Genomic DNA, 22851 nt, shown 5'->3' with positions numbered 1-22851 from the left:
ATACGTAAAGGTGATTTGATCCTATGGCCAACGAACAGGTATTAACAGCGGAACAAGTCTTTGAGCAGGCAAGCTGCTATTTGTCTGAAAGAGATGTCGAATTTATTAAGAAGGCGTATGAATTTGCTAACCACGCTCATCGCGATCAATATCGCAAATCGGGAGAACCATACATTATTCATCCGATTCAAGTTGCCGGCATTTTAGTAGATTTAAAAATGGATCCTGCCACGATCGCAGCTGGATTTTTGCATGACGTTGTCGAAGATACGGAGGCAACGAAGGAAGATTTGGAACGGGAATTCGGTAGCGAAGTGGCGATGCTCGTAGATGGCGTGACAAAGTTAGGAAAAATTAAATATAAATCCCAAGAAGAACAGCAAGCGGAAAACCACCGGAAAATGTTTTTGGCAATGGCGCAAGACATTCGTGTCATTCTCATTAAATTAGCGGATCGCCTCCATAATATGCGGACACTGAAGCATTTGCCGATCGAAAAACAGCGGAGAATTGCAAATGAAACGTTAGAGATTTTTGCGCCATTGGCACACCGCCTTGGAATTTCCAAAATTAAGTGGGAACTGGAAGATACCGCCCTTCGCTACTTAAATCCGCAGCAATATTACCGCATCGTGAATTTAATGAAGAAAAAACGGGCCGAACGCGAGCAATATTTGGAAGAAGTCATTCAGGAAGTGCGTGAACGGCTGAACGAAGTTTCTATTCCGTGCGAAATTTCCGGAAGACCGAAACATATTTATAGCATCTATCGCAAAATGGTCATGCAAAATAAACAGTTTAATGAAATTTACGATCTGCTTGCTGTCCGCATTATTGTTAACAGCATTAAAGACTGCTATGCCGTATTGGGCATCATTCATACATGTTGGAAGCCGATGCCGGGGCGTTTCAAAGATTATATTGCGATGCCAAAACCGAATATGTATCAATCGCTTCACACAACGGTGATTGGTCCAAAAGGAGAACCGCTAGAGGTACAAATTCGCACGTTTGAGATGCATCAAATCGCTGAGTTCGGAATTGCCGCGCACTGGGCATATAAAGAAGGAAAGACGATTAAACCAAATTCGTTTGAAGAAAAATTATCATGGTTCCGTGAAATTTTAGAATGGCAAAACGATGCGAGCAACGCCGAAGAATTTATGGAATCGCTGAAGATGGATTTATTCTCCGATATGGTGTTTGTGTTTACGCCAAAAAGAGATGTCATCGAATTGCCGGCCGGTTCGGTGCCGATTGATTTCGCCTATCGCATCCATTCGGAAATTGGCAATAAAACGATCGGCGCCAAGGTCAACGGCAAAATGGTGCCGCTCGATTACAAGCTGCAGACAGGCGACATTGTCGAGATTCTGACTTCGAAGCACTCGTACGGGCCAAGTCAAGATTGGCTGAAGCTGGCGCAAACGTCCCATGCGAAAAATAAAATCCGTCAGTTTTTCAAAAAGCAAAGACGGGAAGAAAATATTGAAAAAGGAAGAGAGCTTGTCGAAAAAGAAGTCCGCAGCCTCGGATTTGATGTCAAAGAAATTTTAACGACGGAAAACGTCAAGCGCGTTGCGGAGAAATTTAATTTTTCGAACGAAGAGGATATGTACGCCGCGGTCGGTTATCATGGGATTACCGCGGCGCAAATTGCTCACCGTTTAACAGACAAATGGCGAAAGCAGCGTGATTTGGAAGAACAACAGAAAAAATTGACAGAGACAATACCAGAAACGAAAATACCAACTGCAAAGAAACGTGATTACGGCATTCGTGTGCAAGGAATGGACAACTTGCTTATTCGTTTGTCGCGTTGCTGTAATCCAGTTCCTGGGGATGAAATCGTCGGCTTTATTACAAGAGGACGCGGAATATCAGTTCATCGTGCTGATTGTCCAAATGTGCAGACAGAAGAGGCATTAGACCGCTTAATTTCGGTGGAATGGGAAAGTGATGTACAATCAAATCGCGAATATAACGTGGAGATTGAAATTACTGGTTTTGACCGCCGCGGGTTGTTAAACGAAGTGCTGCAAGCGGTAAATGAAACGAAAACGGACATTTCGGCTGTTTCAGGAAGATCCGATCACCGCAATAAAATCGCAACTATTCATATGACGATTGCCATTCGCAATATTAGCCATTTACAAAAAGTGGTCGATCGAATTAAACAAATACCAGATATTTACTCAGTACAGCGAATCATGAATAATTAGAAAGGAAAAGTGTGATGAGAGTAGTAGTACAACGGGCAAAACATGCAAAAGTGACAGTGAATGGGGAAGTTGTCGGTTCCATTGACCATGGTCTTGTTCTTCTGGTTGGCGTCACTCATAGCGATACGGTTGAGGACGCAGCGTTTATTGCAGATAAAATCGCACATTTGCGCATTTTCGAGGATGAATCCGGAAAAATGAATCTCTCCGTGCTGGACGTTGGCGGAGAAATTTTATCCGTATCGCAATTTACCTTGTATGGCGATTGCCGAAAAGGCCGGCGCCCGAACTTTATGGAAGCGGCGAAACCGGATCGTGCATTGCCAATTTATGAAGCGATGAACGAAGCGCTTCGTCAAAAAGGCATCCGTGTTGAAACGGGAAAGTTTGGAGCGATGATGGAAGTGGAATTAATTAATGATGGTCCTGTCACTTTGATTGTAGAAAGTAAGGAAAAAGCGGGGAACAAATAATGTTCGCCCGCTTTTTTTTATCCTTTCAAAGCGGCCAAATTCTTTTTTATTTTTTATCTAAATGGGAAAAAATAAATAAAAGAATATAGCACAGAGGAAGGATGAATGAAATGCGGCATAGCGCGAAAGGAGAGTTTGCGCATCGAAGAGCAAGTGAACTGTTTCATATTGATTTTCACGAATTTATGAGAAAAGAGGCGGAACATACAGCATTTGAATTAGCGTCAGAGTTTGGATTGACGCTAAGAGACGTACAAAAACTAAAAAAACAACTGTTTCGTTCTTGAAAAGTGTCATTTTCTCCTTGACAAAATGAATTTTCATTCGTAAGATAGGTTATAAAAATTGTATATAATAACAACCAATGACGGAGAAAAGTAGTTAAGAATACACATGGCCAGAGAGGAAATGCCTTAGGCTGGAAGCATTTCTCCATGATGACTTAACGAAAGACACTCCGTAGGTTTCCCTTTGAACGCGTCATTTGCGCCAGTAAAAGGGAACGCGAATCTCGCGTTATCGGTAATAAGTGGAAGCTTTTTGCTTCAATTAGGGTGGCACCACGGGAACAACGCTCTCGTCCCTATTTATAAGTAGGGAAGAAGGGCGTTTTTATTTTTGGAGAAGGAGGGTTTGTTTATGGCTTTTCAAATTCCGCGAGGAACGCAGGATATTTTGCCTGGTGAAGTAGAAAAGTGGCAATATGTTGAAAAAATAGCGCGTGATATTTGCAAACGTTACAATTACCATGAAATTCGCACTCCGATCTTTGAACATACCGAATTATTTTTGCGCGGTGTTGGCGATACGACGGATATTGTGCAAAAAGAAATGTATACGTTTGAAGACCGGGCGGGAAGAAGCATGACGCTTCGTCCGGAAGGGACTGCGCCGGTTGTGCGTTCGTTCGTTGAAAATAAAATGTACGGCAATCCAAATCAGCCAATTAAGTTATATTACATAGGTCCGATGTTCCGCTACGAACGGCCACAGGCAGGGCGGTTCCGTCAATTTGTTCAATTTGGTGTGGAAGCGATTGGAAGCAATGATCCGGCGATTGACGCGGAAGTTATTGCAATGGCGATGGAATTGTATCGATCGTTAGGATTAAAAAAATTAAGACTGGTCATTAACAGCCTAGGGGATGTAGAAACCCGAAAAGCGCATCGTCAAGCGCTGATCGATCATTTTAAAAGCCGGATTCATGAACTTTGCGAAGATTGCCAGGTGCGTCTGGAAAAAAATCCGCTTCGCATTTTAGATTGCAAAAAAGACCGTGACCATGAATTAATGGCAACGGCGCCATCGATTCTCGATTATTTAAACGATGAATCGCGGCATTATTTTGAAAAAGTAAAAGCTTACTTAACGAAATTGGGAATTCCATTTGAAGTAGATCCTCGCCTCGTACGCGGATTAGATTATTATTATCATACGACGTTTGAAATTATGAGTGATGCAGAAGGATTTGGAGCGATTACAACGTTATGCGGTGGAGGTCGCTATAGCGGGTTGGTGCAAGAAATAGGCGGGCCAGAAACACCTGGGATTGGATTTGCGCTAAGTATTGAGCGGTTGCTCGCCGCTTTAGATGCAGAAGGGATTACATTGCCGATTAGCGAAGGCATTGATTGCTATGTTGTCGCTGTTGGCGAAAAAGCAAAAGATGAATCCATATTACTTGTTCACAAGCTGCGAAAAGCTGGAATTGTCGCTGATAAAGATTATCAGGACCGGAAAATAAAAGCGCAATTAAAATCGGCAGACCGCTTGAACGCCAAGTTTGTGGCGATTCTCGGCGACGATGAACTCGCAAAAGAAGTAATCAATATAAAAGAGATGAGCACAGGAGAGCAAACAGAAGTACCGCTACATTCTGTCATCGATTATTTAAAAGAAAGATTGTCGCAGGAGGGTTGAAATCGTGTTTGGAAGGACATATTATTGCGGTGAAATCACCGAAAAAGCGATTGGGGAAAAAGTGGTTTTAAAAGGTTGGGTACAAAAACGCCGCGACCTTGGCGGGCTGATTTTCATCGACCTTCGTGACCGGACGGGAATCGTGCAAGTCGTGTTCAGTCCGGAAGTGTCAAAAGAAGCGCTGAATGTGGCAGAAAAAGTGCGGAATGAATACGTATTGAGTGTGGAAGGCACCGTCGTTGCCCGGGAGGAGGGAACGATCAATCCAAATCTTCCGACAGGAAAAATTGAAATTCAAGCAGAGCGTATAACCATCATTAACGAAGCAAAAACACCGCCGTTTGTCATCGCGGATCAAACGGACGTAGCTGAAGAAGTGCGTCTTAAATATCGTTATTTAGACTTGCGCCGCCCGGTTATGTTTCGTACTTTGCAATTGCGGCACCGAGTGACAAAGGCTATTCGCGACTTTTTAGACGGAGAAGGCTTTTTGGAAGTGGAAACGCCAATTTTAACGAAAAGCACGCCGGAAGGGGCGCGTGACTATTTAGTGCCAAGCCGCGTTCATCCAGGCGAGTTTTACGCGCTTCCGCAATCGCCGCAAATATTTAAGCAGCTCTTAATGGTAGCGGGATTCGAACGATATTATCAAATTGCTCGTTGTTTCCGTGACGAAGACTTACGTGCAGACCGTCAGCCAGAGTTTACCCAAATTGATATTGAAACATCGTTTATGAGCCAAGAAGAGATTATGCAGCTAACGGAACGAATGATGGCATATGTCATGAAAATGGCGAAAGGAATCGACATTTCCTTGCCATTCCCGCGCATGTCTTACGATGAGGCAATGAGCCGTTATGGTTCGGACAAGCCGGATACGCGCTTTGGTCTAGAACTTGTCGATGTATCGGAAATCGTGAAGAATTCTTCCTTCAAAGTATTTGCAGGCGCCATTGCAAACGGAGGACAAGTAAAGGCGATTAATGTAAAAGGAGCAGCAGATCAATATTCGCGCAAAGACATCGATGCGCTAGCTGAGTTTGTCGCGCGTTACGGGGCAAAAGGACTGGCGTGGTTGAAAGTGGAAAAAGATGGATTGAAAGGACCAATCGCTAAATTTTTCACAGAAGAAGAACAAAACGGACTGATTCGAACGCTTGAGGCAGAAGCCGGCGATTTATTGTTGTTTGTTGCCGATCATAAGACGGTGGTTGCCAATGCGCTTGGCGCGTTGCGTGTAAAACTTGGAAAAGATTTAAATTTAATTGATGAAACGAAATTTAATTTCCTTTGGATTACAGACTGGCCACTGTTAGAGTATGATGAAGAAGACGGGCGTTATTACGCGGCGCATCATCCGTTTACCATGCCAGTGCGTGAAGACTTGCCACAATTAGAGACAAATCCAGAAAAAGTACGGGCACAGGCATATGACCTTGTGTTAAACGGCTATGAACTCGGCGGCGGTTCGATGCGTATTTTTGAGCGGGAAGTTCAGGAAAAGATGTTTCGCGCCCTAGGATTTACGGAAGAAGAAGCGCGTAAGCAGTTTGGTTTCTTATTAGAAGCATTTGAATATGGCACCCCGCCGCATGGAGGGATTGCGCTAGGCTTGGACCGTCTTGTCATGTTGTTGGCAGGACGAACGAACTTGCGCGATACTATCGCATTTCCAAAAACAGCAAGTGCAAGCTGCTTGCTAACAGAGGCGCCAAGCCCAGTTAGTGAACAACAGCTAGAAGAATTACATTTAGTTGTTAACTCGGAAAAAAAGAGTGAGCAATATTAGTTGTTTCGTTGAAAAGATGTAAAATGTATGATAAAATTTAAATAAAGAAGCATAGTCCTGATGTGTTCGTCGTATAACCTATTGTTTTGACCGAACAATAAGTTATACGGGAGCCCGGAGTTTCCAAGCAGCGTACATGCCTTTGACGAGGGAGGAAGTGCAAACCTTGGAACAGGGCACCCACCTGCTTGGAGCGGGTTCAAAACGAAGGCATCGACGGCACGATTGGGACTTATACGTTAGTTTATTGTTATATATCGTTTGAAAAACTTCCCTATGTAAAGATTGCTCTTTACATAGGGATTTCTTTTGTTTTACCAAAAATTTAGATTGAAATTTAGGGAATTGTTATTGTAGGATAAAAAGCGTTATGGAAGCAATATTTATGTGACGGGGGATATACATGTTACACCAATTTTCGCGGAACGAATTAGCAATAGGAAAAGAAGGATTGGAAAAATTAAAAAATGCAACGGTTGCCGTTCTTGGCGTCGGCGGAGTCGGTTCCTTTGCTGTTGAGGCGTTGGCGCGTTCCGGCATCGGACGCCTTGTTCTTGTAGATCGGGATAATGTTGATATTACAAATATTAACCGGCAAATTCATGCGCTTCTTTCCACCATTGGCCGTCCGAAAGTGGAATTAATGAAAGAACGAATTGCTGATATCAATCCGGAATGTGAAGTCATCGCTTTGCAAATGTTTTATACAGAAGAAACATATGAGCAATTTTTTAGCTATGATCTTGATTTTGTTATTGATGCTTCCGATACGATCATATATAAAGTCCATTTAATGAAAGAATGTTTAAAGCGCAATATCCCGATTATTTCGAGCATGGGCGCAGCCAATAAAATGGATCCGACACGCTTCCGCATCGTGGATATTTCGAAAACCCATACGGACCCGATCGCAAAGATAATTCGCTCCAAATTGCGCAAAGAAGGGATTCGGAGCGGTATTCCAGTTGTGTTTTCTGATGAAAAGCCAATTATTATTCGCGAAGATGTCCGTAAAGTGGTAGGGAATGACCAATCTCCAATTCGCAAAGCGCAAATGCCGCCATCTTCGAATGCATTTGTTCCATCGGTAGCGGGACTTATTATGGCTTCATACGTTGTACGTGAACTATTGAAAGATATTAAAATTTATCGGGTTGGCGAAGAATAAAAACGTCGCAGAAAACATTCTGCGACGTTTTTATCAGGATTGGGCGATGTGTTCTAGATTTCCGTTTTTATCCATTCGGAAAATATGGGCTGGCTGTACACCGTATTCTTCATCTACGATCAGTTTGCGAGCGCGTTCCATAATTTTTACTAATGCCTCGTAATCTTCTTTAATAGTGGATTGTTGTTCTTCAAGACGCTCTAATTTTTTTTGCAGTTCCTCGTTGCGCGTCCGCAATTGTGCATTTTCATTATTTAACCGTTTGTTTTCCATTTGGATCGTTTCGGAACGCTCATAATCAGATTTTAATGTCTGTAAAAAAGCAATGCATTGTTCGAGCGTAATGGAAGGTTCTGTAAGAAAAGCGGATGTTTCTTGTTGGAAAGAGACGAAATTGGTAGAAAGCGGCTGTGCTTTATTTTCTGATTGCTGCATTTTTTTCGCTTGTTCTAATGCTCGCTTCCGTTCTTTTCGCTGTTTTTTTGCTAATTCAATTGCTTCCACGTATCGCTTTCGTACTTCAGCGTTCCAGCGGAATCCGCATGCTGCCGCTGTCCGATTCAGGCGATCTCCAACTTCTTCAAACGCAGCAAGTTGTGTTCCCCCTTCACGAATATACCGCAATACCGTTTCCGCCAATATAACGTCTTCTTCATGTGTCCAAGCATCTTGTCGTGTTTTCATTTCCCTACACCCCGCAAATAGATTTAGATAGATTATAGTCTTTCCTCTTATTAGCAAATTTAAACTTTATATTTTTTTACATTTCATCCAATTGAAAGTTTATAAGGAATCTTTTATAATTGATCTGCATTATTACGACTGGTCGGTTGGAATATGATTTGAATGATTGGTCGTAAAATCAATGAAAGAGAGGGGAAAAGATGAATTTTTTAACAAAGTTTAGCTTAAAAAATGCTGCTGCCATATTCATTATTTCTTTTTTGCTTATTGTTGGGGGGATATATTCTTTTTCCTCTTTGAAGGTAGATTTGCTTCCAAACATTGAGTTTCCGCAGCTATCGATTGAAATCGTTTATCCAGGCGCATCGCCGCAAGATATTAACGATCAAGTGACTTCCAAGCTGGAGGAAAAACTAAAGTCCATTGAGGGGCTAAAGCAGATGCAAAGCTCTTCGTATGAGAGCATTGCCATTATTAATCTTGAATTTCCGTTTCATACGGATATGGATGAAGTGGAACGCCAAGTAGATACATTAATCAAAGACGCAAAGCTTCCAGAAAATGTTCAAACGAAAATAAATCGTTTTTCGTTTGGGACTCTCCCTATTTTTAATATTTCCTTATTCGCCAAAAAAGATGTGGACTTGCAAAAAATATTAGAAAGCGAAGTAATTCCTGAGTTAAATAAAATTAACGGGATTAATTCCGTGTCTGTCGGAGGAATGAAGGAAGAGGTCGTACAAATTACTGTCGATAAACAAAAAGCACTGCAGGCGGGGTTAACGCTGTCACAAATTAAAGATCAAATTAACGAAAAATACATTTCTTTTCCCGCTGGCAGCGTCCATACCGATGCTTTGCAAATTCCTATTCGTGTGCAGGAAAAGCTGGAAACGGTGAAAGAACTCGAAAATATGACGCTGACATCGCCGTTCGTACAATCAGCGCCTGATGCGCCACAAATCAAACCAGCGATCAAGTTAAAGGACATCGCAACAATCGAAACAGTCGCCGATCGGTCGGAGTTCACCCGTTACAATTTAAAAGAATCATTGTCAATGGCTGTTACGAAAAAGCAAGACGCCAATACGGTGGAAGTGGCGGACAAAGTGATTCATGTGCTTGATTCGTATAAGGACCAATTCGATTACACGATTGGTTTTGATTCCGCGGAAGGAATTAAAAAATCGGTCGAATCGCTTGTCCGTGAAGGATTGTTAGGAGCGCTGTTTGCATCTATCTCTGTGCTTGTGTTTTTGCGCAACGTTCGCGCGACGATCATCGCTATCGTTTCGATTCCACTTTCATTATTAGTGGCTTCCATTTTCTTGAATCGGATGGATATTTCCTTAAACGTCATGACGCTTGGAGGAATGGCGGTAGCGGTAGGGCGTGTGGTCGATGACAGCATCGTCGTGATTGAAAATATTTTCCGCCGCGTCCGCAAAGCGAAAACTGGGATGACGGATGAACTGATTGAAGATTCGACAAAAGAAATATTAAAAGCGATTACCTCATCGACGATTACGACCGTTGTTGTCTTTTTGCCGCTCGGTTTTGTCGGCGGAATTACGGGTGAATTTTTCTTGCCGTTTGCGTTAACGATTGTATTCGCCCTGTTCATGTCTTTAATCGTTGCCGTTACGATCGTACCAATTTTGGCAAAATTTTCGTTCAAAAAAGTTCCGCCAGAAGAAAAAGAAGGGGTTCTTCAACGTGTCTACGGGCAAATCATTGCATGGTCATTGAACCGCAAGGCGATGATTTTGGCGCTATCCGTTGTGTTGCTTGGGGGTTCGTTTGCGCTTGTGCCGGCATTGGGATTTACCTTCTTGCCGAATGAAGAGCAGAAGACGCTTGTCGCAAGCATTGAACTTCCGTCTTCTACATCGCTCGAAAAAACGAACGATGTATCATTAAAAATTGAAAACATGTTTGATGAGCAAAAAGAAATTAAGGACGTGACCGCAGCGATTGGCAGCCGTGATTTTCGCACTGGATTAAAGCGGCAAAACCAAGCAAACTATTTTATCAACTTAAAAGATAATGTCCCAGTTGCATCATTTATGAAAAAGCTTGAAAAAAACATGAAAGAAATCGTAGAAACAGAAGCGCCAGGGACGAAATTGGACGTGCGTGAAATGGATGTCGGCGGACCGCCGTCAAATAACAATATTGATATTGATTTGTACTCTACGAATTTAACTTCTCTGCAAAAGGCGGCAAAACAAGTAGAAACATATTTAAATCAACGCAAAGATTTGAAATATGTAACGAACAATTTCTCTGAAAAGCAAAAGCAAATCATTATCGATATTGATCCGGAAAAAGCAGCGGCGTACGGAGTTTCCGGTTTTCAAATAATGGGAACGATCGCTGATGCAACGAAATCGGTGGAAGTTGGGGAATTAAAACTAGACGGAACAGAGCGGACGGTTCAATTATCGTATAATCAGAATCTTGATTCCGTAGACGAACTAAAGAATACGGTAATCTTTACGAAACGAGGATTTGTTCCCGTCTCTGAACTAGCGTCCGTCAAAGAAGTGGATACGTATACGTCAATTCAAAAATTGGACGGGAAAGTGTTTGCCCGCGTATCAGCGCAAATTGTTGGCGACAACATTCAAAAGGTCACGAACGATGTGATCCGCCATGTGAAAAACGATCTTGACTTGCCGAATGATGTTTCGCTAGAAGGCGGAGGCGGCAGCGACGAGACGGTGCAAACATTTCAAGAGCTTGGCATGGCCATGCTGATCGCCATCGGTCTTGTGTATATTACGATGCTCGTCACGTTTGGGAAAGCGCGCATTCCGTTTATCATTCTGTCATCCCTTATTTTCGTGCCGATTGGCTCGCTTCTTGGTCTATATATCGCGAAAGAGCCGCTGTCTATCAGCGTTATGATTGGATTATTAATGTTAATTGGAATTGTAACGACGAACGCCATTGTCCTTGTCGATCGGATTGGACAAAACCGTGAACAAAAAGGAATGACAGTTCGCGAAGCGATTATTGAAGCCGGAAAAACGCGTTTGCGCCCGATTTTAATGACGGCGTTTGCGACAGTGGCTGCTCTTATCCCATTGGCGCTGACTAAGGAGTCTGGAACATTGATTTCCAAAGGATTGGCGATTACCGTCATCGGCGGTCTCACCTCTTCGACCTTGTTAACGTTGATTCTCATTCCGGTTATGTATGAGTTATTCTTTATTCGTCAAGCGAAAGCGGAACGAATAAAACAGTGAACAAAGGATGGCTCGTTTTGTTGAGCCGTCCTTTCCTTATGTGTGTTTCGTTTTTTTTCACGAGGAAATCCATTATAATAACATTAATGATAAATAAGGAAGGAGAAAACATTGAATAGAAAAGAAGAAATTATTCAAGCGGCAATGAAATTATTTGCGCAAAAAGGATATCATGCCACGTCGATGCAGGAAATTGCTGAACAGTGCGGAATGGCGAAAGGCTCGATTTATAATTATTTTAAATCAAAAGAAGAAATCGCCGTTTCTATTTTTCGTTATCACTATGATGTCTTATTTCAAAAAATTAGTGATATTGCTCATGATGAAACATTATCAGCGCGGGAAAAATTTGAAAAGCAGCTATCGATTCAAATAGAAGAATTTTATCGCCATAAAGAACTCGTGCAGATGCATATGGGAGAACAAGCGGTGAAAGTCAATGATGAAATTCGTCAACTTGTTTTTCTTATTCGAGCGAAAATGCTCAATTGGTATCGACAAGCAATCGAAGAAATATACGGAGAAAAAGTGAGCAACTTTTCACTAGACTGCGCGACGATGCTAAACGGGATGCTGAAAGAATATTTGTTTTACATAGCGATTGACCGAAAAGAGCTTCATCTGTCGAAGATGGCGCCGTTTTTACTTCGACGAATGGACGCGATTGTAGCGAGTATGTCAGAAAGAGAAGAGCCTTTGTTAACGATGGAAGTCATGCACGATTATCTTTGTGTCGAACAAGCCAATAAACACCGGAAACGGCAGCAAATTATCGATTGCATTCACCAAATGATCGAAATGTTACAGAGAAACGGTGGGGTGGAAGAGGATGTTGGCCGCTCGCTAGAGGCGTTAAAGCAAGAGTTTAGTGAGGCAGACGAAGTGAGAAAATTTATTGTTGAAGCGTTATTGCTTTATTTGGAGCGACGGCAGGTGCCGTTATGGGAAGAATTAAAAACTGCCATCGATCACTATTTTGCCCCATAAAAGTTCTCTGTACGCAACAGGGAACTTTTGTTATGGCGATCGTTTTCATCAAGTTGAAGCGAAGAAATCTTCGTCTCCTGCTTGGACCAAAGTGGGCAGGGGATGATGGGGTATTTATGCTGTTAGAGAGGGATGCCACATGTTGTTTACTTCAGAACCGCTTTCTGTTCGGATGAGACCGCGGAACATTGACGAGATTGTCGGGCAACAACATATTATTGGTCCGCATACCGCATTATATAAAATGATTAAAAATGGGTACGTTCCTTCGCTGCTTTTATATGGTGAGCCGGGGGTAGGAAAAACATCGTTGGCGCATGCGATTGCTGGAACCGTTCAGCGTGATTTTTTCGCGGTTAATGCTACGACTTCCGGAAAAAAAGAGCTGGAAGAAGTAGTGGAAACGGCGAAACTGACGGGAAACGTTATTTTATTTATTGATGAAATTCACCGTTTTAACAAGGCGCAGCAAGATTATTTGCTTCCCCACATCGAGCAAGGGCTGATTACGCTCATCGGCGCTACAACGGAAAATCCGTTTCATGAAGTGAACCCAGCCATCCGCAGCCGCTGCGGGCAAATAAAACAGTTAAAGCGTCTTGAGCCTGCCGATATTCTTATACTTTTACAGCGAGCTTTGCATGATCGTGACAGAGGATTAGGAAAACTTTCGATTGACATGGAGGAACGTTTGCTTTCCATGATTGCGGAATCGTCCGGTGGGGATGCCCGTTTAGCGTTGAATCTGTTAGAAGCAATTGTATATGCTTCAGAAAACGACGGTCAAATTCGTGTTGCTGAACAAACGGTAAGAGAATTTGTGGAAAATCGAGGATTTACCCATGATAAGAAAGGGGATGCGTATTATTCGCTTTTATCCGCGTTCCAAAAAAGTGTTCGTGGCAGTGACGTGGACGCGGCGCTGCATTATTTAGCTCGTTTGCTGGAAGGAGGGGATTTGGCGGCTGTTTGCCGGCGGCTTCTTGTTATTGCGTACGAAGATATTGGGCTGGCAAATCCGATGATGGGAGTGAAAGTACAAGCGGCGATTGAAGCGGTTGAACGATTAGGGCTTCCTGAAGCGAGAATTCCACTTGCTGTGGTTACGATCGAGTTATGTTTAAGCGCGAAATCGAATTCTGCCTATAAGGCGCTTGATGCCGCGATTGATGATGTACGCAATGGAAAAATCGGAGATATTCCTGATCATTTAAAAGATGCTCATTATAAAGGGGCAAGCGTGCTCGGACATGGAAAAGGTTATCAATATCCGCATGATTATCCAAATGGTTGGGTTTTTCAACAATATTTGCCAAATGAATTGGCAGGAGTGAAATATTACTCACCGAAGGAAAACGGAGAGGAAAAATATTATGCGAAAGTGTATGAACGGTTAGAACAGTTAAAACAACGAAATAAATTCCGGCAATGAAGGAAACGAAATTTTATGATATAATGACAATCGATTTGCTTATTTCATTTATGATGGGGTGAGAATATGGCCCATTCTCATCGCGAATATGCATCTATTTTCCGATGGGCTATTTATTTTATCGGGCTATTGATTATGTCGTTCGGCATCGTATTAACGATTAAAGCGAATGTCGGGTGCGCGCCATGGGATGTACTGCATATCGGATTATACCGGAATTTTGGATTGACGATTGGAACGTGGTCGATTATTGTCGGCCTTGTGGTTTTAACGATTTCTGCTTTACTTTTAAAACAACTTCTGAGAATTGGCGCTTTTCTCAATATGATTTTCGTCGGTATATTTATTGATTTGTATATGATGATTCCGTATTTACAAGTCCCAAATACATTAATCGGCAAGTTTGTTATGCTGCTTGTTGGGATTGTTATTACGGGTTATGGAATGGGAATATATATTTCAGCTAATATAGGAGCAGGTCCGCGTGACAGCTTAATGCTTGCATTGACGGAATTAACAGGGTGGAAAGTGCAATATATACGGATTGCGATGGAAGCATTTGTTCTTTTTATCGGCTGGATTTTAGGCGGGCCAGTATCGATTGGAACATTAATATTTTGCATTATGATTGGGTCTGTAGCCGGCGTTGCTTTGCCGCAATGCCAGCGTATGGCAGAATGGATATTAGTAAGACGAGTTGATATTGAAACACATGGTTTATAAATCGTTAGGGGGAGTAAGATGAAGATTTCAACAAAAGGTAGATATGGATTAACGATTATGATTGAACTCGCAAAAAAGTATGGAGATCGCCCAATTTCGTTACGTTCCATTGCAAAGGCGAACAATTTATCCGAACATTATCTTGAACAGCTTGTTACACCGCTGAGGAATGCCGGGCTTGTCAAAAGTATCCGCGGAGCATATGGCGGGTACGTGCTTGCAGATCATCCGGCTAAAATTACTGCCGGGGACGTTATTCGTGTATTAGAAGGGCCAATTACTCCTGTGGAAGAGCTAGATGAGGAAGAACCGGCAAAACGCGAATTATGGATTCGCATTCGTAATGCCGTAGAGGAAGTGTTAGACAACACGACATTGGAAGATTTAGCGAAATATAGTGAAGGCGATGAGGGTGCATACATGTTTTATATTTAAAGTTGAAAGGAGAATGATCATTGGACCGAATTTATTTGGATCATGCCGCTACCTCTCCTGTTCATCCAGATGTAGTGGAGCGCATGATTCCGTTTATGACCGAAGTGTTTGGAAATCCGTCAAGCATTCATTATTTCGGAAGACAAAGCCGTCAGGCAGTCGATGAAGCAAGAACTGTAGTAGCAAAAAGCATCGGTGCGAAAGAATCAGAAATCATTTTCACAAGCGGAGGAACGGAAGCGGATAATATTGCGCTCATCGGAACGGCGATGGCGAATCGTCATCGAGGACGCCATATTATTACAACGATGATTGAGCATCATGCTGTATTGCGCGCATGTGAGTACTTAGAAAAACAAGGGTTTGAAGTAACTTATCTCCCTGTTGATGAAAAAGGGAACGTTTCATTGGCAGATGTAAAAGCAGCGCTCCGTGATGATACGATTCTTGTATCCATCATGTTTGCCAACAACGAAGTAGGCGTGCTGCAGCCTATTGGCGAGATTGGCGAATTATTAAAGGATCATCAAGCTTACTTTCATACAGACGCGGTGCAAGCGTATGGACTCGTTCCGATTGATGTGAACGATTATCATATTGATTTGTTGTCTGTTTCTTCCCATAAAATAAATGGTCCTAAAGGAATTGGCGCTTTATATGTCCGTGAAACGGTAAAACTGTCCCCGCTTTTTTATGGCGGAGAACAAGAGCGGAAGCGTCGCGCTGGAACCGAAAATGTAGCCGGCATCGTTGGATTTGCTAAAGCGGTGGAAATTGCCCAAGAGACAATGAACCATAAGCAACAGGAGTACCGTTCGATGAGAGAGGCGATGCTGTCTATTTTTGCGGAGTCAGGCATTTCTTATTATGTTAACGGAAATCAAGATCATTGTTTGCCACATATCGTCAATGTCGCATTTCCTGGAACGAACGTGGAATCCATGCTTGTCAATCTTGATTTGGCGGGGATAGCAGCTTCAAGCGGTTCTGCATGCACTGCTGGTTCGATCGATCCATCGCACGTGCTTGTGGCGATGTTTGGCAAGGAATCGGAACGCATTCGTTCTTCCGTTCGCTTTAGTTTTGGTTTAGGCAATACGAAAGAACAGATTGAACGTGCGGCATCGGAAACAGTAAAAATTGTGAAGAGATTAACAAATGAGTAGATAAGGTGGTGAATAAAATGAACAAAGCCCCAAAAGATACGCGCGTTGTTGTCGGCATGTCAGGCGGCGTTGATTCATCGGTAGCGGCGTTGCTTTTAAAACAACAAGGATACGATGTCATCGGGATTTTTATGAAAAACTGGGATGACACAGATGAAAACGGTGTTTGCACAGCGACAGAAGATTATGAAGATGTTGTACGCGTCTGCAATCAAATTGGAATCCCATATTACGCTGTTAATTTTGAAAAACAATATTGGGATAAAGTGTTTACGTATTTTTTGGATGAATATAAAGCTGGACGCACTCCGAATCCCGATGTCATGTGCAACAAAGAAATTAAGTTCAAAGCATTTTTAGAACATGCGCTATCGATCGGCGCTGACTACGTAGCGACCGGGCATTACGCGCGAGTGGAGTATCGCGACGGCGAATATAAAATGTTGCGCGGTGTTGACCAAAATAAAGATCAAACGTATTTTTTGAACCAATTAGGGCAGTCGGTACTATCGAAAGTGATGTTTCCGATCGGGCATCTCGAAAAAGCGCAAGTACGGCAAATTGCTAAAGATGCTGGGCTTGTCACAGCGACAAAAAAAGACAGCACGGGAATCTGCTTTATCGGCGAACGCGATTTTAAAGAGTTTTTAAGCAATTATTTGCCGGCGAAGCCAGGTATTATGCAAACACTGGACGGTGAAGTGAAAGGAAAGCATGACGGAGTGATGTATTATACAATCGGGCAGCGCCACGGTCTTGGCATTGGCGGAAGCGGCGAGCCATGGTTTGTCGTTGGCAAAAATGTAAAAGAAAATATTTTGTACGTTGCACAAGGATTCAACAATGAATATTTATATTCGACTTCGCTCATTGCGACAAATGTTAACTGGGTATCGGACCGCAAACCGACAAATTCATTCCAATGCACGGCAAAATTCCGTTATCGTCAGCCAGATACAGGTGTTACTGTTCATATTATCGACGATGACAAAGTAGAAGTCGTCTTTGATGAGCCGGTTCGCGCTGTTACGCCGGGACAAGCTGTTGTATTTTACAATGGTGAAGAATGTCTCGGCGGCGGAACGATAGACGAAGTATTCCGCAATGGAGAAAAACTTTGGTATGTTGCCTAGACAAACGAAAGGCGGTTTGTGCAGCTAAGAAAGCTGTGGACGAAGAAAATAGAAGCAATCCAAACAGCCAAAAAAAAGCCTCAACTCTATTGTGGGTTGGGGTTTTTCTATAAATTGATAGAAAATTACGAACATATGTGCTATAATTGATATAAGGAGTGAACGGAAAATGGAAGATAAAAATCAAATAGGAATTTCCCATATGCAAAAAGGAAACTATGAAGAAGCGATAAAATGCTTTCATGATGCGATTGAGGAAAATCCGGATGACCCGATTGGCTACATTAATTTTGGAACAGTGTTAGCCAGTGCTGGAGAAGAGGAAAAAGCGCTCCATTTTTTCAAAAAAGCGATTGAGCTCGACAACAACGCGGCGACCGCATATTACGGGATAGGATCTGTATATTACAAGCGTCAACAATTTGCGCAGGCGAAGGATATGTTTGAACAAGCTATTCAAAAGGGGCTAAACGATGGAGACGCCTTTTTTATGCTTGGAATGTCGTTGATGCATTTAGAGGCACCGCGTCTTGCTCTTCCGTATTTACAGAGAGCGGTGGAGTTGAACGAACAAGATACCGAGGCGATATTTCAGCTTGGGCTATGTCTTGCGCAACTCGAATTTGTTGATGAAGCGATGAATTATTTTCAGAAAACGATTCAGTTAGATAGCAGACATGCAGATGCGTATTATAATTTAGGTGTTATATATGCTTATAAAGATGATATAAAGACAGCGATGGAAATGTTTACGACCGCTCTTCAGATCCAGCCGGACCATTTGTTGGCGGGATATGGGAAAAAGATGATGGAAAAAGCGTTAGGAAATAAAGGGTAGGGGATTCCCATTGCAGCAACAAGAATCGTTTGTTTTAGGGGAAACATCGTTTATTAAAGGGTCATATATTTCTACGATTTTTCATAATGAAGCAAATTTATATTCCGTCGTTCGCGTTCGAGTGGTGGAAACGAACGAAGCATATGATGAACAAGAAGTTGTTGTAACTGGATATTTCCCCAAAATGAATGAGCATGATACGTATATTTTTTATGGAAAATTTCACGACCACCCGAAGTTCGGGCGGCAATATGTTGTGGAACATTTTCGGAAACAATTTCCAAACACAAAAGACGGAATCATTCATTACTTATCAAGCGATTTGTTTAAAGGAATTGGGAAAAAAACGGCAAAAGCGATCGTCGAAGCGCTCGGCGAAAATGCTATTTCGAAAATTTTAGCGGATCCTAGCGTATTGGACGATGTTCCGAAATTGTCAAAACAAAAAGCAAAAGAGTTGTATGATACGTTGCGTGCCCATGAAGGGTTAGAACAAACGATGATTGCTCTTTCTCAATTTGGTTTTGGTCCGCAATTGTCGATGAAAATTTACCAGGTATATCAAGATGAAACCCTTTCTGTTATTCAGCAAAATCCATACCAGCTTGTCGAAGATGTGGAAGGGATCGGATTTGGCCGCGCCGATGAATTAGGATACCGTCTTGGCATTTCCGGCAGCCATCCTGCGCGCATTCGTGCAGCTTGTTTGTTTGTGTTAGAGCGGGATTGTCTTCAAGAAGGGCATGTTTATGTGACGAAAGAACAGCTTATGACAAGCGCGAAACAGCTTTTGGAGGCGAAACGGAACGAAGCGATCAGTGAGGAAGCCATCGAGCAAATGCTGTTAATGCTTGCGGAGGAAGGAAAATTAATCAATGAAGAGGAAAAATTTTATATTCCATCCCTTTATTTTGCCGAAAAAGGAATCGTAACCAATGTAAAACGTCTTTTGCAACAAACAGAAGCAGTGATGACGTTTCCGGAATCGGAATTTTTATTAGCGCTCGGAAGGCTGGAGGAACGTTTATCCGTTCAATATGCTCCATTACAAAAAGAAGCCATTCGACAAGCGATTTCTTCCCCGTTATTTATTTTGACGGGTGGTCCTGGCACAGGAAAAACGACGGTGATTAAAGGAATCGTAGAAATTTTCGCTGATTTGCACGGTCTTTCTCTCGATCCGAAAGATTACACGAAAGATCACCCATTTCCGATTTTGCTTGCCGCGCCGACAGGAAGGGCGGCAAAGAGAATGAGTGAAGCGACGGGATTGCCTGCTGTTACGATTCATCGTTTGCTTGGCTGGAATGGCGCGGAAGGCTTTACACATGATGAGGATGAGCCGATTCGCGGGAAGCTCTTAATTGTTGACGAAATGTCCATGGTCGATACGTGGCTGGCCAATCAGCTATTTAAGTCGATTCCGGACGGCATGCAAGTGATTCTCGTCGGCGACGAAGATCAGCTGCCATCCGTTGGACCTGGACAAGTGTTAAAGGATTTATTACAAGCGGGTGTCATCCCGACCATTCGGCTAACAGAAGTATATCGGCAAGCGGAAGGTTCATCGATTATTGAATTGGCGCACCAAATGAAAAATGGTGTCATCCCCCCGGATTTAACAGCACAAAAGGCGGATCGCTCATTCATTCGCTGTCAGACAGGGCAAATTGCTGAAGTCGTCCGGCAAATTGCTGATAATGCGCGAAGAAAAGGCTTTGCAGTAAAAGATATTCAAGTGCTTGCGCCAATGTATCGCGGTCCTGCCGGAATTGACCGCCTTAATCAAGTGTTGCAAGATTTGTTTAATCCAAAATCAGAGAAAAAGCGGGAACTTTCTGTCGGCGATGTAGTGTATCGGGTTGGCGATAAGGTGTTGCAACTTGTCAATCAGCCTGATGACAATGTGTTTAATGGTGATATCGGTGAAATTGTCGCCATTTTTTACGCAAAAGAAAATACGGAAAAACAAGATTTAGTCGTTGTTTCTTTTGATGGCATTGAGGTAACGTATTCGCGGCAAGATTTGTCGCAAATTACACATGCGTATTGTTGTTCCATTCATAAATCGCAAGGAAGCGAATTTCCAATTGTCATTTTGCCGGTTGTAAAAAGCTATTATCGCATGTTAAAGAGAAATTTATTATATACTGCGGTGACAAGAAGCAAACAGTTTTTAATTTTATGTGGGGAAGAAGAAGCGTTTAAGTTAGGCATTGCCCGCAGTGATGATGGGGCTCGGCAAACAACGTTAACGGAAAAGTTGCAAAGATCTCTTGCACCGATTACAGAAGGAGAACTGCCGATGGAGGATGCGAACATCGGAATGGAAAACGTTTCACCGTATGATTTTATGAACGACTAGCCAAGCTAAACATGTCTGGAAAGGTGGAGAGATCTTTGCGGACATTTTCACATCTAAAAGGTCTTCCCGTATATGAACAAAAAACGGGAAACACTGTTGGAAAAATAAGTGATATTTGTTTTACCAATACGGGGAAAGTTCAAGGATTTATCGTGGAAAGCAAAGGATGGTTTGCGCGCCATCGATATCTTCCGCTTGACGGCATCCAAGCGATCGGAGCGGATGGAGTTGTCGTTTATGATGCTGCGCTTTTACAATCGTTCTCCTCTTTCCAAAATGGCTACTCTCTTTACGGCGAGCGGGGAATTGCCGGAAAACCGGTGATTACCGCGGATGGGAAAAAACTCGGATTATTAGAAGATGTATATTTTCATGGGCAATTGGGCATAATCGGAGGATATGAGATCACAGACGGTTTTTTTGCCGATTTGACGGAAGGAAAAAAGCGAGTAGACGCTGTCCCTTTTACGGTAGGGGAAGAAGCGGTTATTGTAAACACGACCATGTAAGGAGAGTGGCTGTTTGTGCTCATTTGCCCAAATTGTAAAAGTAAAAATTTAGGGAAAATTGGTGTCAACCAATATTATTGTTGGGATTGCTTTATCGAGCTTTCTGTTTCGAAGGGAATTATTCATGCTCATCAAGTCGAGGAAGACGGAACGTTAAGCTCGCTAGATGACTTGTTTGATGAACATGAGCGCACGATCCAATTTTAGGAGGGAACGAGCATGAATCGCACAATGACCTCTCTGTTAGCGTTAGGATTAGGAGTTGCTGCTTACCAATTTGCACAACGCAACGGTTTGATGAACAATCGTGCCATGAAAAAAATGCGCCGCCGTGTGGCGAAAGCCATTCGTTAGCAAGAAGTACAAAGTGCCGATTCCCGATATTTCTTACGGGAGTCGGTGCTTTTTTGTATAATTCCGTTTTCTGCACCCACACTAACGATAGGGGGGTGTTGCCATGGGAGAGAAGCAATGGCTGTCCATCATTCGTGTTGGCAAATGGCTGTTTGTTACGATCATTATTTATTTAGTTATTCGCATGAAAGAAGTATGGCTGCCGGTTGTTGATTTATTCGCTACTGCACTCATTCCGTTTTTTATTGCCGCGTTTATTACGTATTTATTGCATCCATTGGTGGAATACATTCATGAAAAAGGCATTCCGCGCTGGGCGGCTATTTTGTTCATTTATTTTCTTTTTTTCGGTGGAATTGGGTATGGGCTTTATAAAGGAATTCCGCTGTTTATTCAACAGCTAAAAGATTTAAGCGAAAGTTTGCCGGCATTGATAGAGACATATCGGAACTGGACAAAACAAATTCATAATCAAACATCGGCATGGCCAATGGAAATTCATACAAGAATTGAAGCAATGCTTATACAGCTGGAACAAACAGCAGCGAATGCGTTAACAATGGTGATCAATGGCGTAAAAGGGATTGTAAATTCCGCGATGTTGTTTTTGCTCATTCCGTTTATTGTTTTTTATATGCTCAAAGATATCGATCAATTGAAAAAAGCAGTATGGTACATTACTCCAAAACGATGGCGCGAACCAGGGATCGCATTTTTAAAAGATGTAGATGAATCTCTTGGCAACTATATACGCGGACAATTGTTTGTAGGGTTATTAATTGGAAGTGTTGCCGCATTTCTTTTATGGATTGCTGGTATGGATTATCCGCTTTTACTCGGGTTTATTATTGGGGCAACGAATATTATTCCATATTTTGGACCAGTGATTGGGGCGATTCCCGCCGTGATTTTGGCAGCTACCGTTTCGCCAAAAATGGTGCTTATTGTCGCTGTTATTATTTTTCTTCTTCAATTTTTAGAAGGAAATATTTTATCGCCGCTCATCGTCGGAAAAAGTTTGCATATGCATCCGCTCGCGATTATGTTTGCTTTATTTTTTGGCGGGGAAATCGCAGGAGTGCTTGGCCTTATTGTTGCTGTTCCGCTTCTTGCCGTATTAAAAGTGGCTCTTCTTCATTGGAAAGAACATTATCAACCACATTGACAAATAAATGCAGCTTGTCTATAATCTTCAATGAAAAAGCGAATACATAACGCGATGACGGATCGAGTATGTTACAGTCCATCTTAAAGCGCGTGCTCGCGCACAGAGAGGAATTTCCGCGGCTGAAAGAAATTCCAGATGAAGGGTAACAGAACGCTAATCCGGAGCGCAGGCAAAACCTGACGTAATAGCCACGTTACGGCGTTTGAGGTGATGAACGGCTTGCCGTTCATAAAC

General features: G+C 42.5%; 20 protein-coding genes, 1 other RNA gene and 1 other annotated feature. Of the genes, 20 read left to right on the top strand and 1 reads right to left on the bottom strand.

Translation table 11 applies throughout. The features are described from left to right. The first annotated feature begins 23 nt into the window (after positions 1-23). The 7 genes from B9L23_RS15165 to B9L23_RS15140 all read left to right on the top strand — a co-directional run bounded on the left by B9L23_RS15165 (position 24) and on the right by B9L23_RS15140 (position 7572). Positions 24-2222: a RelA/SpoT family protein gene (locus tag B9L23_RS15165; RefSeq protein ID WP_089097943.1), complete on the top strand. Its 2199-nt coding sequence runs from the start codon at positions 24-26 to the stop codon at positions 2220-2222. A gap of 14 nt (positions 2223-2236) precedes the next feature. Further along, positions 2237-2695 carry a D-aminoacyl-tRNA deacylase gene (gene dtd, locus B9L23_RS15160; protein WP_015864617.1) on the top strand — a complete coding sequence of 153 codons (459 nt, stop codon included), beginning with the start codon at positions 2237-2239 and terminating at the stop codon, positions 2693-2695. 101 nt (positions 2696-2796) lie between these two features. Further along, a complete protein-coding gene (locus B9L23_RS20585; protein WP_169712548.1) occupies positions 2797-2982 on the top strand; it encodes a hypothetical protein in 186 nt (61 codons plus the stop codon). Positions 2983-3050: 68 nt separating this feature from the next. Next, positions 3051-3283, top strand: a binding site (T-box leader). A gap of 51 nt (positions 3284-3334) precedes the next feature. Then, on the top strand, positions 3335-4615 hold the full coding sequence (gene hisS, locus B9L23_RS15155; RefSeq protein WP_089097942.1) for a histidine--tRNA ligase: 1281 nt from the start codon (positions 3335-3337) through the stop codon (positions 4613-4615). Between the two features lie 4 nt (positions 4616-4619). Continuing rightward, positions 4620-6404 (top strand): aspartate--tRNA ligase, encoded by a 1785-nt coding sequence (gene aspS, locus B9L23_RS15150; RefSeq protein ID WP_081188771.1) that lies wholly within the window; start codon positions 4620-4622, stop codon positions 6402-6404. Between the two features lie 51 nt (positions 6405-6455). After that, positions 6456-6640: non-coding RNA, 6S RNA (gene ssrS / locus B9L23_RS15145), on the top strand. Positions 6641-6807: 167 nt separating this feature from the next. Continuing rightward, positions 6808-7572 (top strand): tRNA threonylcarbamoyladenosine dehydratase, encoded by a 765-nt coding sequence (locus tag B9L23_RS15140; protein WP_062677171.1) that lies wholly within the window; start codon positions 6808-6810, stop codon positions 7570-7572. Positions 7573-7605: 33 nt separating this feature from the next. Here B9L23_RS15140 and B9L23_RS15135 read toward each other — a convergent pair whose 3' ends face one another. After that, positions 7606-8256 carry an RsfA family transcriptional regulator gene (locus B9L23_RS15135; RefSeq protein WP_015864612.1) on the bottom strand — a complete coding sequence of 217 codons (651 nt, stop codon included), beginning with the start codon at positions 8254-8256 and terminating at the stop codon, positions 7606-7608. Between the two features lie 200 nt (positions 8257-8456). On the opposite strand from B9L23_RS15135, the gene B9L23_RS15130 reads away from it, so the two are divergent. The 13 genes from B9L23_RS15130 to B9L23_RS15070 all read left to right on the top strand — a co-directional run bounded on the left by B9L23_RS15130 (position 8457) and on the right by B9L23_RS15070 (position 22614). Beyond that, positions 8457-11507 (top strand): efflux RND transporter permease subunit, encoded by a 3051-nt coding sequence (locus B9L23_RS15130; RefSeq protein WP_015864611.1) that lies wholly within the window; start codon positions 8457-8459, stop codon positions 11505-11507. Positions 11508-11618: 111 nt separating this feature from the next. Beyond that, the gene (locus tag B9L23_RS15125) at positions 11619-12494 is read left to right on the top strand and encodes a TetR/AcrR family transcriptional regulator (protein WP_062753005.1); all 876 of its coding nucleotides are present in this window, start codon (positions 11619-11621) and stop codon (positions 12492-12494) included. Positions 12495-12633: 139 nt separating this feature from the next. Beyond that, positions 12634-13926 carry a replication-associated recombination protein A gene (locus B9L23_RS15120; RefSeq protein ID WP_062753003.1) on the top strand — a complete coding sequence of 431 codons (1293 nt, stop codon included), beginning with the start codon at positions 12634-12636 and terminating at the stop codon, positions 13924-13926. A 66-nt stretch (positions 13927-13992) separates the two neighbouring features. Next, positions 13993-14649 (top strand): YczE/YyaS/YitT family protein, encoded by a 657-nt coding sequence (locus tag B9L23_RS15115; RefSeq protein WP_089097941.1) that lies wholly within the window; start codon positions 13993-13995, stop codon positions 14647-14649. Positions 14650-14667: 18 nt separating this feature from the next. Next, a complete protein-coding gene (gene cymR / locus B9L23_RS15110) occupies positions 14668-15084 on the top strand; it encodes a cysteine metabolism transcriptional regulator CymR (protein WP_015864607.1) in 417 nt (138 codons plus the stop codon). 20 nt (positions 15085-15104) lie between these two features. After that, positions 15105-16250: a cysteine desulfurase family protein gene (locus B9L23_RS15105; protein ID WP_015864606.1), complete on the top strand. Its 1146-nt coding sequence runs from the start codon at positions 15105-15107 to the stop codon at positions 16248-16250. A 17-nt stretch (positions 16251-16267) separates the two neighbouring features. Next, positions 16268-17383 carry a tRNA 2-thiouridine(34) synthase MnmA gene (gene mnmA, locus B9L23_RS15100; RefSeq protein ID WP_015864605.1) on the top strand — a complete coding sequence of 372 codons (1116 nt, stop codon included), beginning with the start codon at positions 16268-16270 and terminating at the stop codon, positions 17381-17383. A 169-nt stretch (positions 17384-17552) separates the two neighbouring features. Beyond that, entirely contained in the window at positions 17553-18221 is a 669-nt protein-coding gene (locus B9L23_RS15095) for a tetratricopeptide repeat protein (protein WP_015864604.1), read from the top strand. A 10-nt stretch (positions 18222-18231) separates the two neighbouring features. Next, positions 18232-20586: an SF1B family DNA helicase RecD2 gene (gene recD2 / locus B9L23_RS15090; RefSeq protein ID WP_015864603.1), complete on the top strand. Its 2355-nt coding sequence runs from the start codon at positions 18232-18234 to the stop codon at positions 20584-20586. A 35-nt stretch (positions 20587-20621) separates the two neighbouring features. Further along, positions 20622-21095, top strand: coding sequence for a PRC-barrel domain-containing protein (locus B9L23_RS15085; protein ID WP_081188045.1), 474 nt, complete (start codon positions 20622-20624; stop codon positions 21093-21095). A 15-nt stretch (positions 21096-21110) separates the two neighbouring features. Continuing rightward, on the top strand, positions 21111-21302 hold the full coding sequence (locus B9L23_RS15080; RefSeq protein ID WP_015864601.1) for a hypothetical protein: 192 nt from the start codon (positions 21111-21113) through the stop codon (positions 21300-21302). A 12-nt stretch (positions 21303-21314) separates the two neighbouring features. Beyond that, positions 21315-21449, top strand: coding sequence for a YrzQ family protein (locus tag B9L23_RS15075; protein ID WP_015864600.1), 135 nt, complete (start codon positions 21315-21317; stop codon positions 21447-21449). Between the two features lie 103 nt (positions 21450-21552). After that, positions 21553-22614, top strand: coding sequence for an AI-2E family transporter (locus B9L23_RS15070; RefSeq protein WP_089097940.1), 1062 nt, complete (start codon positions 21553-21555; stop codon positions 22612-22614). The last annotated feature ends 237 nt before the right edge of the window (positions 22615-22851 follow it).

The organism is Parageobacillus galactosidasius, from assembly GCF_002217735.1.
GTDB lineage: Bacteria > Bacillota > Bacilli > Bacillales > Anoxybacillaceae > Parageobacillus_B > Parageobacillus_B toebii.
Note: the sequence above shows the minus strand (reverse complement) of the source record. Positions and strands in the feature narration are given on the sequence as shown.